Consider the following 13,465-nt stretch of genomic DNA (forward strand, 5'->3'; position numbering starts at 1 on the left):
GCTCAGACCCCCATTCCCGGGATCTGGGGCACGAGGCCCCACAGCGCGAAAGTCATCAGTACGTCGAGGATTCCGATCGCGAGGATCGCAGTCCGGAGCGCGCGCCCGGCCGCTTGCCCGACGCCGGCCGGACCACCGGAGGCATAGTAGCCGTACGCGCAGTGAACCAGCGCGACAACAGCGGCGAACACCACGGCCTTGAGACCCGAGTACAGGAGATCCTGCGGAGAGATCGCCAGATGGAAGAAGTAGTCGTAAGTACCGGCCGATGCGCCGTTGAAGAACACGACGACCAGTCGGGTCGAGAGGTAACTGGCCAGGAGTCCGATCATGTAGATCGGGATGACACAGATCATGGCAGCGATCACCCGGGTACCCGCGAGGAAGGGGATCGATCGGATCGCCATCGAGTCCAGCGCGTCGATTTCGTCGGAGATACGCATGGCCCCGATCTGGGCGGTGAAACCCGTTCCGACCTTGGCGGCCAACGCGATCGCGACGACAACAGGGGCCAGTTCACGGGTGTTGGCAACCGCGGACAGCATGCCGGAGAGCGAGGTCATCCCGACAAGCTCGAGGCCCCGGTGGGTCTCGACGCCCAACATCATCGCCGCGGCCAGCGACATCGCGAAGACGATCCCGATGGTGCCGCCGCCGGACAACAAGGAATTCGTGCCGAAGCTGACCTCGCTGATCTGACCGAGTACATGCTTGCGGTACTTGGTGAGCGCAAAGGGGATCGATGCGATAGTGCGGACGTAGAAAGTGACGTGCTGACCGAGGGAGACGAGGCCGTCGCCCGCGGTTCGCAGGGGTCTGCTCGCTTGACGTGCTCGAACACGGAGATCGACGAGCGACATCAGAATTCACCGACTGCCGGGACGATTACGGTGTAGAGCGCGGACAACACTGTGTTCACGATGAAGACGAGCGCGAACGCGATGACCACGGCTTCGTTGACTGCGTCGGCAACGCCGCGTGGGCCACCTTTTGCATGTAGACCTTTGAAGGTGGCGACCAAAGTCGAAGCGATGCCGAAGACCGCAGCCTTCACCAAAGCCATGACGAAGTCGGAAGATCGCCCGTACTGACTGAACGTTGCCATGAACGTTCCGGCCGGAAGATGCTGGACGTAGATGTGGTACAGGTAGCACGCGATCACACCGCCGAAGGTGACCATCGAACACAATGCAAGGGAGACGATCACTGCCGCAACCAATCTCGGTGCGACGAGGCGCTCGATCACGTCGATGCCCATCACTTCCATCGCGTCGATCTCTTCCCGGATCTTTCGTGAACCCAAATCCGTGCAGATCGCCGATCCTGCGACACCGGCCATCATCAACGCGCACACCAGCGCCGCGGCCTGACCGACGATGATGAAAGCTACGACAGCTCCGGAATATCCACCGGCTCCGATCCGGCCGGCCAGTTCACCGACCGAGACGGCGATGAATACACCGATCGGAATCATGAGAAGCAGCGACGGGCCGGTGCTGACGCGACCGATGAACAGGGTCTGAGTAACCGTCTCGTGCAATGAGAGTCGTCTGCGCAGGATTGCCGTGAACAGGCCGAAGAGTGCCTGAACCGAGAATCCGATCAGATAGCCCCCCTGTAACGCTACGTCTCGCACCGGGCCCTTCGCGGCTGGCAGCTCGTACGTCATCTAATTGAATTCCTTTGCAGATCAACAGTGTTCGGCGCGGAGTTCGAACTGTTCGAGCGCTGGCGGTCGAGCGAACTGCCTGTGAAGCATCTCACACATATATGTGTCCAAGCAAGCATTATGTGAACCGAAATTCTCGTCGAACTGTCAGCCCTGTTGACCGAGTTTCCTTCATTGACGTGGAGATATCGGAACTGTTCATATCGACATCCTGTGTATGTTTACGAATATTCCGAATCTGCCAGTCGGATTGCTTCGTGGATGCGGGCTGGATGCTTCGAGCGGTGACCCTACCCACTGCTGGTGGCCACAGGCAACGTTTTGTTAACGAAGATTCTCGGTGGAAGCAACGGGGGAGGTGGCGAAGGGCGAGTGGTGTGTTCTGATCAAAGTCAGCGTTACCTGCATGTATGAAACTCTAGACGCGCGATGTGCTGAAATCGGTGTACGAGTTTTCAGAATCATGCTTATGCTGATTCTCGTCTGATGAGCAGGCGGATCGAAGTGCTTTGTGCGTGAGGGCTGGAGAGTGGGGTACACGGTGAGCCTGAACGATCAGTTCGTCGACGCGCAGACGTCGAATGGGATTGTTCGGCAGCCGAGGTCCGACTCCGTCAAGAGGCGACCGAAGGACCGCAAGGCGCAGATCGCGGCTGCAGCGGCAATCGCGTTCAGTGAGCGCGGATATCCTGCTGTCAGTGTCGACGACATCGCGTCGGCGGTCGGTATTTCGGGTTCGGCGCTCTATCGGCACTTTCCGAACAAGTACGCGATGTTCCGCCACGCGGCACTGGAGTTGACCGGAGCGCTCGCCAGTGCCCTCGATGCCGTTTCGGTTGCGCCTGCGGCAACCGATGCGCAGCGGTTGCGCGAAGATCTGATTGCAGTGATACGAACGACGATCCGCAATCGGCGTACGGCCGGAATCTATCGTTGGGAGAGCCGGTTTCTCGACACCGATGATCGGAAATCCGTTCGAGCGCAAGCCAGTACGGTCAATCGCCGAGTAGCCCGGTATCTTTCGCGCTCCGAACCCGCGATGACGGCGAGGGACGAGACCCTTGTCGTGGCAGCGATGTTCAGCGTCATCGGCAGTATCACCGTCCATAACCTGTTGCTGCCCCAGCGAGCGATGGAGAAGGTTCTGCTCGACGCGTGTCTGGCGATAGATCAAGGTGAGGCTGCAATCACCGCTAGCCGCTTGGAGCAGTCCTCGTTACCTCGAACCGTGACCACGAACAAACGTGAACGTCTCTTGCAGGAAGCCGTGCGCCTCTTCGACTCTCGCGGGTATCACGACGTCAGCATCGAAGAGATCGCCGCGGCCGCCGGCTTGAACGCATCCGGTATGTACCGCTACTTTCCCAGCAAGGCAGAGCTTCTCGGCGCCGTGTTCTATCGAGCTGCAGATCGCTTGGACTTGGCGACGGCAGCGGTCTTCGACTCCGCGACTTCGCACGAACAAGTGCTCCGGTCACTGTCGGCGATGTACGTGGAGTTGTCGTTTGCACAGCACGAATTGATGTCGGTCTACTTCTCCGAGATGAACAACCTTCTGCCGAGTCATCGAAGCGATCTGAAGAATCGCCAGAAGCTTTACGTGGTCGAATGGGCGCGAGTGCTCGGCGAGATTCGTCCTGAGCTGTCGGCAGTAGAGGCGAAGTTCGTAGTTCACGCTGCGCTCAACCTGGTCCCGGATGTCGGCCGCATGATGAAGTTCGACGCTGCCGCAGAGAACGCGGCCATGTTGCAGGTGTTCATGTCGGCAGTACTGTTCGGCCGTCGGGCTTCGGCCGCCTGAAGCGTGTCGGTGAGTGTGCGTAGTCTGGCCCACTATGAGCGAAGTCGTGTCACTGGCAGCTGCCCGTCGCATAGCGCTTGCCGCTCAGGGATTCGGCAAATCGCATCCCACGACGGTGACGCGTCGCAATCTGGTCGGCGTGATGGACCGGCTGCAGGTGCTGCAGATCGACTCGGTCAATGTCTTCGAACGCAGTCACTACCTACCCGTTTATGCGCGATTGGGCGCATACGACAAATCCAGACTCGATCAGCTTGCCTTCGCCCCCGGTTCGGGATACCTCGAATACTGGGGCCACGAAGCAACGTTCTTGCCGGTGGACATGTGGCCGTTGTTCCGTTGGCGGATGGACCAGTTTCGCGCCAAAGCGTTGAGTGACAAGGACGGGTGGGCTTCCGATCGGAGTGTCTTCCTCGATTGGTTGCGGCAGGAGTTGCGCGACAACGGTCCGATGGCGGCGAGCGAGATCGAACACGAGGCGAACACACGGCGCGGTCCGTGGTGGGGGTGGTCCGACGTGAAGGTCGGGCTGGAGACGCTGTTCCGTTGGGGCGAGGTGGTCTCGGCGGGGCGCGCCGGTTTCGAGCGTCGTTACGGCCTGGCCGAGCAGATGCTTGCACCCGAGATACTCGACGCACACGTCGAGCGGTCGGAGGCGATACGCGAACTGGTGCTGCGGGGTGTGAAGGCACACGGTCTCGGCACCCTCGACGACATCGCCGACTACTTTCGTCTGCCCAGCGCAGAAGCACGAACGGCATTGCAGGAACTCGAAGATGCCGGCAGTGTGCGCCGGGTGTCCGTCGACGGCTGGGAGCGTCGAGGCAAGGCAAGGGAGGTGTGGATCGATCCGCGAGCGAAGCGTCCCAGGTCCATCCGTGCGGATGCGCTGTTGTCACCCTTCGACCCGGTAGTGTGGGCACGCGATCGAGCGTTGCGGCTCTTCGACTTTCACTACCGGATCGAGATCTACACTCCGGCGCACAAGCGAGTTCACGGATACTACGTGCTCCCGGTGTTGATCGACGACAAGATCTGCGCCCGAGTCGATCTGAAGAACGACCGTCAGAACCGTCGACTGCTTGTCCGCGCGGCGTGGGCCGAACCCACCGCGGACGCCGACACTGCGCCGCGGTTGGCGGAACTCCTTCGGAGAACTGCGCGTTGGCAGGGCTGCGACACCGTCGAGGTGGAGAACAAAGGTACGTTGTCTCAGCAGTTGGCCGCCGCTATGACGTGAGCCTTCAGGTCGCGAGGACGATTGTCATTCGGGAACTGTTATGCGTCCGTCGGTAGCTGCCTGATTGATGGAATTTCTCAATGCGGAACAACTTCCGGATCGAATTCTCGGCGGTTCAGCATCGTCGCGGTACTCCAAACATGCCGTGCGCGAATCTGATCGCCACTGGGTCGACGTGTGATGCCAGCTGTTCTTCTCCACGAGGACGTATGTTCCGCACCGCTCGCAGTCCAGCGGTTCCATGGTCATTGCCCTACTCCTGCGGCGGCCCTGCGTGCGATGTTGTCAGCGACTTCCTGCTTCCACACTTCGATGGGTTTGCTTGTGTCCATCTCGAATTCGAAACGGTCGACCATCTCGGGCGTGACGTCGGCGACGTCCACGTAGAACTGTTCATACCACCGCCTCAGTTGGTATACCGGACCGTCCTCGGTGCAGAGCAGCGGATTGTCGATGCGGGTCTTGTTCTTCCAGATCTCGATGTCCTGCTCGAACCCGACACCGATGTATCCGATCATCGCGTCGACGGTTTGGTCCGCGATTTCGGCGGGAAGGTCGTCGGTCTTCTTGACGGTGATGCCGTACATCAGGACAAACTTGTTCGGGCTGACCGGATAGTGGCAGTTGATCAAAACCGAATCCACCTTGAATGTTTCGTACTGGTACACCAGATCATCGATCATGAACGAGGGTCCGTGATAGGCGGCCACCGAGAAGTTCGAGACCAGCTTCGGCACGTCGGGATCCGTCCAGGTCACGATGTCGTCGCGGTTGATACCGCTCTGCTCCTGGATGGCGACGTGTCCTTCGAAGACGTTCTTGAAATAGGTGGGGAACGAGAAGTGCACGTAGAAGAAGTGCGCCATGTCCACGACGTTGTCGACGATTTCTCGACAGTTGGTGTCGATGACGATTGACTTCCATACCCAATCGGTCCATTCGTGGTCCGGAGTTTTGATTGTCGGTATGGCGACTTCGGCCGGAGGCGGATTGCCTTCGGGGTCATGCCAGACGAAGAGCAGTCCGTCTTGTTCGAGGGTGGTCCAGGCGCGAGTTTTGGCAAGCGGTGGAACGCGGCGTGCAAAGGGATCGCGGTGCATTTGCCGTTGCCGCCCCAACGCCAGTCGTGGAAGGGGCAGGTGACTGAATCGCCCTTGACCGTGCCCTGACTGAGGTCGCCGCCCATGTGACGGCAGTAGGCATCGAGGACCTTCAATTCGCCCTGGCTGTCGGCAAATACGACAAGCTTGGTGCCGAAGGCCTCGATCGGATGTGGGTTCCCGTCGTGGAAATCCGTTGCAAGTCCGAGGCAGTGCCATCCGCGGGCAAAACGTTCGGGCGCAGCGCCCTCGTCGATCATGCGGATCTCGTCGACTTCGCCGAGGTCCATTGTGGTCGTCACGTCTGTGGTCAAAACGTCGTCCTTTGTTCAGTGATCTGTGTTGGCCACTGTGGTGAGGAGTTGGTCCAGGTTCAACGGGGGTAACCGGTGATCGGTATAGCTGCAGGTGGAGTGGCCAGGCAGGTTTGTCTCCCGCACGGTGGGAAACACCCTGGCGGTTCGTCCGGTGAAGGCCCAGATTTGCAGTCAGCAGAGCACGCCCAGCGCTGTCCTCTCGACGGGCGGATCACCGAAACGGAGACGCCATGTCGGTCGGACCGATCACAGAAGAGCCCATCCCTATGTCAACCCTCGACAGGTTGGCGATGGTGGTGGATTGCTTTCGTGACACGCCGCGGTTGACGCTGGGCGAGGTGGCCCGTCGAACCGGGATTCCGCGATCGTCCGTGCACAGGATGCTTCTGAAGCTAGTGAGGATGGATTGGCTTCGCAGAGAAGGCCTCGAGTACGAAATCGGCGACAAACTCGGCGATCTTGGGGCAATCTCGTTGTATCGAAACAAGTTCGAGAGGGTGGTGGTGCCGTTGTTGTACAACCTGCACCTCGTCACCAATCAGGCCGTACATCTCGGGGTCCTCGAGGGAAGCAACGTGCGATACCTTCAGAAGATCGGCAGCCAGGCGATACCTGACCTCCAGACAGGCGTCGGCTCTCGCATCCCGGCGCGATCCTCGGCAATCGGCAAGGCACTCTTGGCAGCGGGCCGCCGTTCGACGGTCGCGCAACATTCCGCAATAGCCAACCATCGGTACGGCGTCGTATTCGGTACGTGTACTTCGGGTCTCGGCTGCATCGGTGTGCGGGTGGGTGCGCTGGGTGAAGCGGAAGTCGGTCTGTCGATCAGCGGCCCACTCGTTCGAGGCAAGATCGACGATCGACACGTTGCACCGGTACAGATGGCCGCGGTGGCAATCTCCCAGTATTTCGAGGTGCCGGGTGGTCGTCACCAGCAGACCGGTTAGCTCGGCAATGCGCAGAGTGCGCCTCCTCCGGCTCCGCGTAAAGCGCAGTGGGGGAGACGCACTCGGATGAATCTGCGTCAGCGAAGAGCCGCAAGCGCGTCGATACGCTTGGCCGCGTCCTCCATGATGTTCTCTATCAGTTCCTTGCAGCTGGGCAGATCGTTGATCATGCCGACAACCTGACCCGAAGCAAGAACACCGGCTTCCGTGTTGCCCTCGACCAGTCCGGCCTTGAGCAACATCGGTGTGTTGGCTGCCATGATGATCTGCATCAGCGTGCGGTCACCCGACCGCTTCATCGCGAGACCGTCCTTGGCGAGGGTCGACCACTTCATGCCCGTCATGGCCTTGAACTTCGTGGCATTCTTGGCCGCGGCGATCAAACCGGTTGCATAGCTGGAACCTTCGAGGCTGTTGACCAGGTCGGTGTTGAGCACACGATGAGGCATGCCGTCGACCTTGCGGGAGACTGTTGTATCCGTCAGTCCGCGCTTGAGATACTCCTGCTTGACGGAATCGGGAACCGAAGAGTCGCTGGTGAGAAGGAATCGCGTTCCCATTGCGACACCGGCAGCGCCGTACGCCAGTGCGGCAGCCAGCCCGCGGCCGTCGAAGAATCCGCCACCGGCGATGACCGGAATATCGACCGCGTCGAGAACCGAGGGGAGAAGCAATGTCGTGGCCACACCGCCGGTATGGCCACCACCTTCGCCGCCCTGGACGATGACGGCGTCCGCGCCCCAGGATGCAACCTTGACCGCGTGCTTCGCAGCACCGATCGAGGGCACGACGACGATGCCGTGGTCCTTGAGCTTGGCGATCAGTTCCTTCTTGGGAGCCAACGCAAACGACGCGACCTTGACGCCTTCACGGATCAGCAGATCCGCGCGTTGCGGGGCGTCAGTGGCGTCGGCACGCATGTTGACGCCGAACGGCTTGTCCGTGAGCTGCTTCGTCTTCTTGATCGCGTGCTCGAGCTCGTCGTACGTCATCGTGGCCGAAGCCAGGATGCCGAGACCGCCCGCGTTGGCCGTTGCCGACGTGAGAGCGGGACCGGAAACCCAGCCCATACCCGTCTGCACGATCGGGTACTCGACACCGACCAGTTCGGTCAGCGCGGTCTTCAGGGTGGGGGTCATGCCGAGACCTCACGGTCCCGGAGGTTGCGCGGATCGAGGGTTTCGCGGATGAGGTGAAGTTCTTCGGCGGTGGGGTCACGGGTGATACCGGCCTCGGCGAGTCCGGCAACCTCGAACGAGGTGTTCTCGGCTACCTCTTCGGCGGTGACGCCGGGGTGAAGGCTCAACGCGCGGAAAGTGTTTCCCGGTCCGCCGAAGTCGAAGACACCGAGGTTGGTGACAACGCGGGGGATGTTCAGGTACTTGTAAGCCGGATTCTCGGGATCGATCTGGTCGTAGCCGACACCGCACACCACGTCGACCTTGTCGACGAACACTCGCTTGGAGTGCTTGGGGACGAAGTAGCTCGTCGCGTGGTTGATGGTGTTACCCGGGGCGCCGCGCACACCGAACATCTGACGCGTCGGCTGCTGAAGCGGGCCGAAGGCGGAGAGGTTCTGGTTGCCGTGGCGATCGAGCTGATTGGCGCCCATGACAACGTGGCGACGGCCGGAAGCGACGACGTCGAACACCTTGCGGAACGGCATCCATCCTTCGACGGGGCCCTTCGTTCCGACGGCCGGAGTGTCCTCGAGAATGAGGGCTTCACCATCGGTGATCAGCAGGTCGGGTTCGGTGGTGAGTCGAGCCAGGCGAGCGCCGATGGTGGACGACGTCGACATCGGGCTGGCCATGATTTCGCCTGCACCGGAGAAGATTTCAGCGCAAGCGAGAACAACGTACTCTGCGCGGGTGACGGTGGATTCGCTCATTTTGCCTGCTCCCCTGCCTTTGATGAATCGGCAAACTTCTTTACTGCGGCTTGGTAGTCCTCTTCGCTGCCGGAGAGGAAGGTGTCGACGAACGCCTGCCACGACTCGGGGGTCTTGGCGGACTCGGCGTAGTGACGCTGGAACTTCTCGTCGCGGCCGTAGCTTTCGCCGGCCAACGTGAAGTGCGCACCATTGGGTGCCTCGACGACGGCGTCGACCATCATGCGGTTGAGCAGAAGGTTCTGCAGTGGAACGGATTTGACCAGTTCCTCGGTCTCGACGATGCGTTCGACGGAGACGTAACGCTTTTCGGCCGCCATGCAGTACAGGTCGTCGAAGTACGGGTCGACGCCGTTGTACGCGGCGTTGCCGTGCTTGTCACCGAGATTGAGGTGAACGAACGACGCATCGAGGTTGAGCGCAGGCATCGCGATCAAGGTCTCGGAGCGGCCGTCGGCCTCGGGGTACGGGGAGGTGACGGTCTTGAGTTCGTCGCCCCAGAAGTTGCGGACGTCCGAACCCAGGCCGGCGCGGATCGGGAGGAAGGGAAGGCGAGCGGCAGCTGCTTCGAGGCCGCACTTGACCATGCCCTCGTCCATCTCGCGGACTTCGATCTCACCGGCGGTGCGTGCCTTGGCAAACCACGGGTCGTAGAACGGCGCGGAGTCGAGGGACACGAAACCGTAGTACGCCTTCTTGACCTTGCCGGCCGAGCACAGCAGTCCGAGATCCGGTCCGCCGTAGGTGACCACGGTCAGGTCCTTGATGTCCGAACGCAGAATCGCACGCACGAAGGCCATCGGCTTGCGGCGAGATCCCCAGCCGCCCAAGCCGATCGTCATTCCGCTGCGGAGTTCGCCGACTACCTCGTCGAGCGACTTCGTCTTGTCACGCTTGCTAGCCATGTTTGTCTCAGCCTTCCTTCTGGGTTGCGTTCTCGCGCGGCTTGCCGGTGGCGACGAACTCGTCGCGGTGTTCGTCGGACACGCCGAGGAGGTTGAGTTCGAAGGTGTAGCCCTGCTCGAGGCGGTAGCTGCCCTTGACGTCCACCGGGTCGATGCCGTTGATGGCTTCCTTGGCGCACCGGATGATGCGGGTGTCCTTGGCAGCGATCTTCGCGGCGATCTCGCGAGCGCACTCGTCGAGCTTCTCGCGCGGGACCACGTCGTAGACGCTGCCGAACTGCTTGAGTGTGTGTGCGTCGACGCTCTGTGCGGTGTAGTAGAGCGTGCGCATCATGTGCTGTGGCACCAGCCTCGAGAGGTGTGTGGCAGCGCCGAGTGCGCCGCGGTCGACCTCGGGGAGGGAGAAGATCGCGTCGTCGGAAGCGACGATCACGTCCGCGTTGCCGACGAGTCCGATGCCGCCGCCGACACAGAATCCGTTGACGGCCACGACGACGGGTACAGCACAGTCGTAGACGGCCGCGAAGGCCGCGGCGCAACCGCGGTTGGCGGCGACCAGCGCGTCGAATCCCTCGGTGGCCTGCATCTCCTTGATGTCGACGCCGGCGTTGAATCCGCGTCCCTCGGCTCGCAGGATCACTACGTGAGTGTTGAGATCCTTGCCCGCGTCGAGGATGGCGTCGGCAAGCTCGAACCATCCCTTGGACGGGATTGCATTGACCGGCGCGTAGTCGATGGTGACCGTGGTGATGCCGGTTCCGTCGGAGGAGGTGCTGATGCCCATATCCGGATTCCTTACGTCTGTGTACCAAACCAAGCGATTGCTTGGTAAGTTAGCACACAAGCGGAGCCGACAAGCCCGAGCAGAGTGCATTAGGAGACAAATATGAGTGGATTGGTCGACGGACGCGTAGTCATCATCACCGGGGCTGGCCGCGGTATCGGACGTGCGCATGCATTGGCATTTGCTGCCGAGGGCGCCAAGGTCGTCGTCAACGACATCGGTGCGGGTGCCGACGGTTCCGCGACCGGTGAGAGTCCGGCCGAGCAGGTTGTCGCGGAGATCATCGCCGCCGGTGGTCAAGCAGTGGTCAACGGAGACGACGTCGCCGACTGGGCGGGCGCCGAGAATCTGATCAAGACCGCGATCGACACCTTCGGTGGCCTGGACGTACTCGTGAACAACGCAGGCTTCCTGCGGGACCGCATGCTGGTCGGCATGAGCGAAGGCGAGTGGGACGCGGTGATTCGCGTGCACCTCAAGGGGCACTTCGCGCCGCTCCGTCACGCAGCTGCCTACTGGCGCGCCGAGGCCAAGGCAGGCAAGACCGTCGACGCACGCATCATCAACACCAGTTCGGGTGCAGGACTGCAAGGTTCGATCGGCCAAGGCAACTACGCCGCGGCCAAGGCCGGCATCGCCGAGATGACCATCCAGGCCGCCGCCGAGCTCAAGAATTACGGAGTCAGTGTCAACGCGATCGCGCCTGCTGCGCGCACACGCATGACTGTCGGCGCGGGCGGGGCGATGGCAGAAGCGATGGCAGCCCCGGAAGAGGGCTTCGACGCCATGGCTCCCGAGAACATCTCGCCGCTGGTCGTCTGGCTCGGTAGCGCCGAGTCCAAGGACGTCACGGGCCGGGTGTTCGAGGTAGAGGGCGGAAAGATCACCGTCGCGGAGGGCTGGCGTCACGGCCCGAGCGAGGACAAGGGAGATCGCTGGGACCCGAAGGAGATCGGGCCCGTCGTGGCAACGCTGTTGGAGAAGGCGGAGATTCCGACGCCGGTGTACGGGGCGTAGGGCCTCCGGCCCTGTGAGTGGTTAAGGAGTGCAGGAACTCCTCAACCACTCACAGGCGGCGTGCCGCCTACGCGGGCGCCCGAACCACCAAGACGGTGCCGGGGAACTCAGCTGCGAGTTCGCGCCGCGAATGCTTCACGCAGGCGGTGCCGTAGCCCTTCTTGCGAGATTCCGGCGCGATCCAGATCGCCACGTTCACCTCTTGGCCGTCGAGTTCGCCGAATACCAGGCCGACGCTCTTCGGGCCGTCACCGGAGACGTCCTCGGCGACGAACCAGGCAGCGCTCTCGTCGTCGATCCGACCGAGACCGCCGACGCGCTCGGCTTCGATCCGATCCTCGCTCCACGGCTTGCCGTCTTCGCCGAGCTGCTCGGCCGAGCGAATCGTGAACAGTGCCTTGTCTTCTGCGCTGTCGCTGAACGGACGCAGGGTGAAGTTCTGCCCGCTGCTCGCGGGACGATCGAGCGTCGTCCATTCGAGAGTGGCGTCGAGATTCTCCAGCTCGCCCTGGATGCGATCGCGCGCTGCCTTGGTCAGTGCGCTGAACTTGAGGCTCAGAACTGCTTCGGCATTTGCTTCCGACGTGCCGAGGAGTTCCGCGACGGTGGTCAGTGCCTCCTGGTGGTCCTTGCTGTCGACCACTGCGTCCAGCACCTCGTGGCGACGCTCCAGCGCACGCACGAGGGCTGAGGTGATCTCGCGTCGGTCCAGGATTTGATCTTGAATATGCGTCGTCATATATGCGACTCCTTGCTGTGTTCGAGGCTCTGTCGAAACGCCGTGCGGACCGTACGAGTCAATAGTGCTCCAACTCGCCGGTTATGGCACGCGTTCAGCCTCCGGTGCGGCGAACGAGCCGTTCGTAGCGCTGGCGGGCGGCTTGAGTGCTTCCGAGTCCCAGTCCGAAAGCGATGTCCTGCCAGGTCATGCCCCGTTCGCGGGCAATCCCGAGGAACAGTGCTTCCAGCTGTTCCATTTCGGCTCGGGCCTTGGGGATCAGAGTCAACGCAGCCATGACGTCGGCATCGTCGACCTCGGGTTCGTTCGGCTGCGGTGTGTCGGTGCCACCCGCAAGACGAGCCACGACGCGCACCGCGCCGTAGGGCTCGAGCATCTCCGGATGAGATTGCCGCGCGCGCTGGCTTGGGGTCGCGCCGTGGCGCTCGCTGATTCGAAAGAGTCCGGCGTACTCGCGATGTGCGCGTTCGCGGCCGGAATCGATCGGTCTGAACTGGTCATCGGTCATGAACCCAGGGTGGCACGAACCCGGGTCAATGTAAACGTTTTGTTGTAAACAGTTCGTTTAACTCTTCAGTGGCTCGCACACGATGACGGGAATGACCCGGTCGGTCCAGGCCTGATAGTTGTCGAAATCCGGATACATCGCCCTCAACATCGGCCACAGCCGAGCGCGCTCGTCCTCGGCCGCGACGCGGGCTTTCATCGAGCGGATCCGAGACTTGATCTGCACCGTCACCACCGGGTCTGCCTTGATGTTGAGGTACCACATCGGGTTCTTCGGAAGACCGCCTTGCGACGCCACCAGAATCACGTTCTCGCCGTCCTCGAGGAACAGCAGCGGGCTGATCCGCTCCTCGCCGGATTTGCGACCGGTGGTGGTCAGCAGGCAGATCGGCAGCCCGCGAGGGAACGCGCTGCCGACCCGCCACTTGCTACCCAGCCGCCCGTCGGTGGCGCGATACATCGCGACGTTCGCCTTCGACATCCACTTGATGATCTTGACCGTCGCCGGAGCGTCGAGTCCCTTGGGTTTGGCTGGGGGAGTAGTCATC

General features: G+C 61.7%; 13 protein-coding genes and 1 pseudogene. 4 read left to right on the forward strand and 10 right to left on the reverse strand.

The window, feature by feature from the left end; all coding sequences use genetic code 11:
- Positions 1–2: 2 nt before the first annotated feature.
- Positions 3–860 (reverse strand): ABC transporter permease, encoded by an 858-nt coding sequence (locus ACBG85_RS04515; protein WP_003945491.1) that lies wholly within the window; start codon positions 858–860, stop codon positions 3–5.
- Entirely contained in the window at positions 860–1,669 is an 810-nt protein-coding gene (locus ACBG85_RS04520) for an ABC transporter permease (RefSeq protein ID WP_003945485.1), read from the reverse strand. Before ACBG85_RS04520 ends, ACBG85_RS04515 begins: the two co-directional genes overlap by 1 nt.
- Before the next feature lie 541 nt (positions 1,670–2,210).
- On the opposite strand from ACBG85_RS04520, the gene ACBG85_RS04525 reads away from it, so the two are divergent.
- Both ACBG85_RS04525 and ACBG85_RS04530 read left to right on the forward strand, forming a co-directional pair.
- Entirely contained in the window at positions 2,211–3,470 is a 1,260-nt protein-coding gene (locus tag ACBG85_RS04525) for a TetR/AcrR family transcriptional regulator (protein ID WP_372026356.1), read from the forward strand.
- Positions 3,471–3,504: 34 nt separating this feature from the next.
- Positions 3,505–4,710 carry a winged helix-turn-helix domain-containing protein gene (locus ACBG85_RS04530; protein ID WP_050655742.1) on the forward strand — a complete coding sequence of 402 codons (1,206 nt, stop codon included), beginning with the start codon at positions 3,505–3,507 and terminating at the stop codon, positions 4,708–4,710.
- Positions 4,711–4,955: 245 nt separating this feature from the next.
- On the opposite strand, the pseudogene ACBG85_RS04535 reads toward ACBG85_RS04530, so the two are convergent.
- Positions 4,956–6,100 (reverse strand): annotated as a pseudogene (locus tag ACBG85_RS04535) (Rieske 2Fe-2S domain-containing protein).
- Between the two features lie 293 nt (positions 6,101–6,393).
- Between ACBG85_RS04535 and ACBG85_RS04540 the strand changes: the two are divergent.
- A complete protein-coding gene (locus tag ACBG85_RS04540) occupies positions 6,394–7,074 on the forward strand; it encodes an IclR family transcriptional regulator (protein WP_223257971.1) in 681 nt (226 codons plus the stop codon).
- A 77-nt stretch (positions 7,075–7,151) separates the two neighbouring features.
- On the opposite strand, the gene ACBG85_RS04545 is transcribed toward ACBG85_RS04540, so the two are convergent.
- The 4 genes from ACBG85_RS04545 to echA20 are packed head-to-tail and all read right to left on the reverse strand — an operon-like array spanning position 7,152 to position 10,654.
- Positions 7,152–8,213, reverse strand: coding sequence for a nitronate monooxygenase family protein (locus ACBG85_RS04545; protein WP_019746967.1), 1,062 nt, complete (start codon positions 8,211–8,213; stop codon positions 7,152–7,154).
- Positions 8,210–8,965, reverse strand: a complete 756-nt coding sequence (locus tag ACBG85_RS04550) for a CoA-transferase subunit beta (RefSeq protein WP_003945796.1) — start codon at positions 8,963–8,965, stop codon at positions 8,210–8,212. Before ACBG85_RS04550 ends, ACBG85_RS04545 begins: the two co-directional genes overlap by 4 nt.
- Positions 8,962–9,870, reverse strand: a complete 909-nt coding sequence (gene ipdA / locus ACBG85_RS04555) for a cholesterol ring-cleaving hydrolase subunit IpdA (RefSeq protein ID WP_003945662.1) — start codon at positions 9,868–9,870, stop codon at positions 8,962–8,964. Before ipdA ends, ACBG85_RS04550 begins: the two co-directional genes overlap by 4 nt.
- A 7-nt stretch (positions 9,871–9,877) precedes the next feature.
- Entirely contained in the window at positions 9,878–10,654 is a 777-nt protein-coding gene (gene echA20, locus ACBG85_RS04560) for a (7aS)-7a-methyl-1,5-dioxo-2,3,5,6,7,7a-hexahydro-1H-indene-carboxyl-CoA hydrolase (RefSeq protein WP_003945611.1), read from the reverse strand.
- A 102-nt stretch (positions 10,655–10,756) separates the two neighbouring features.
- Between echA20 and ACBG85_RS04565 the strand changes: the two genes are divergently transcribed.
- Positions 10,757–11,671 carry an SDR family oxidoreductase gene (locus ACBG85_RS04565; RefSeq protein ID WP_003945561.1) on the forward strand — a complete coding sequence of 305 codons (915 nt, stop codon included), beginning with the start codon at positions 10,757–10,759 and terminating at the stop codon, positions 11,669–11,671.
- Between the two features lie 67 nt (positions 11,672–11,738).
- Here the strand turns inward: ACBG85_RS04565 and ACBG85_RS04570 are convergent, their stop codons facing one another.
- The 3 genes from ACBG85_RS04570 to ACBG85_RS04580 all read right to left on the reverse strand — a co-directional run bounded on the left by ACBG85_RS04570 (position 11,739) and on the right by ACBG85_RS04580 (position 13,464).
- Positions 11,739–12,410, reverse strand: coding sequence for a GNAT family N-acetyltransferase (locus ACBG85_RS04570; protein WP_003945460.1), 672 nt, complete (start codon positions 12,408–12,410; stop codon positions 11,739–11,741).
- Positions 12,411–12,504: 94 nt separating this feature from the next.
- Positions 12,505–12,918 carry a hypothetical protein gene (locus ACBG85_RS04575; protein WP_007734258.1) on the reverse strand — a complete coding sequence of 138 codons (414 nt, stop codon included), beginning with the start codon at positions 12,916–12,918 and terminating at the stop codon, positions 12,505–12,507.
- 57 nt (positions 12,919–12,975) lie between these two features.
- Complete coding sequence (locus tag ACBG85_RS04580; protein ID WP_050655745.1) at positions 12,976–13,464, reverse strand: nitroreductase family deazaflavin-dependent oxidoreductase; 489 nt, start codon at positions 13,462–13,464, stop codon at positions 12,976–12,978.
- Between the last annotated feature and the right edge of the window lies 1 nt (position 13,465).

The organism is Rhodococcus sp. NyZ502, assembly GCF_041464245.1.
Taxonomy (GTDB): Bacteria; Actinomycetota; Actinomycetes; order Mycobacteriales; family Mycobacteriaceae; genus Rhodococcus_F; species Rhodococcus_F qingshengii.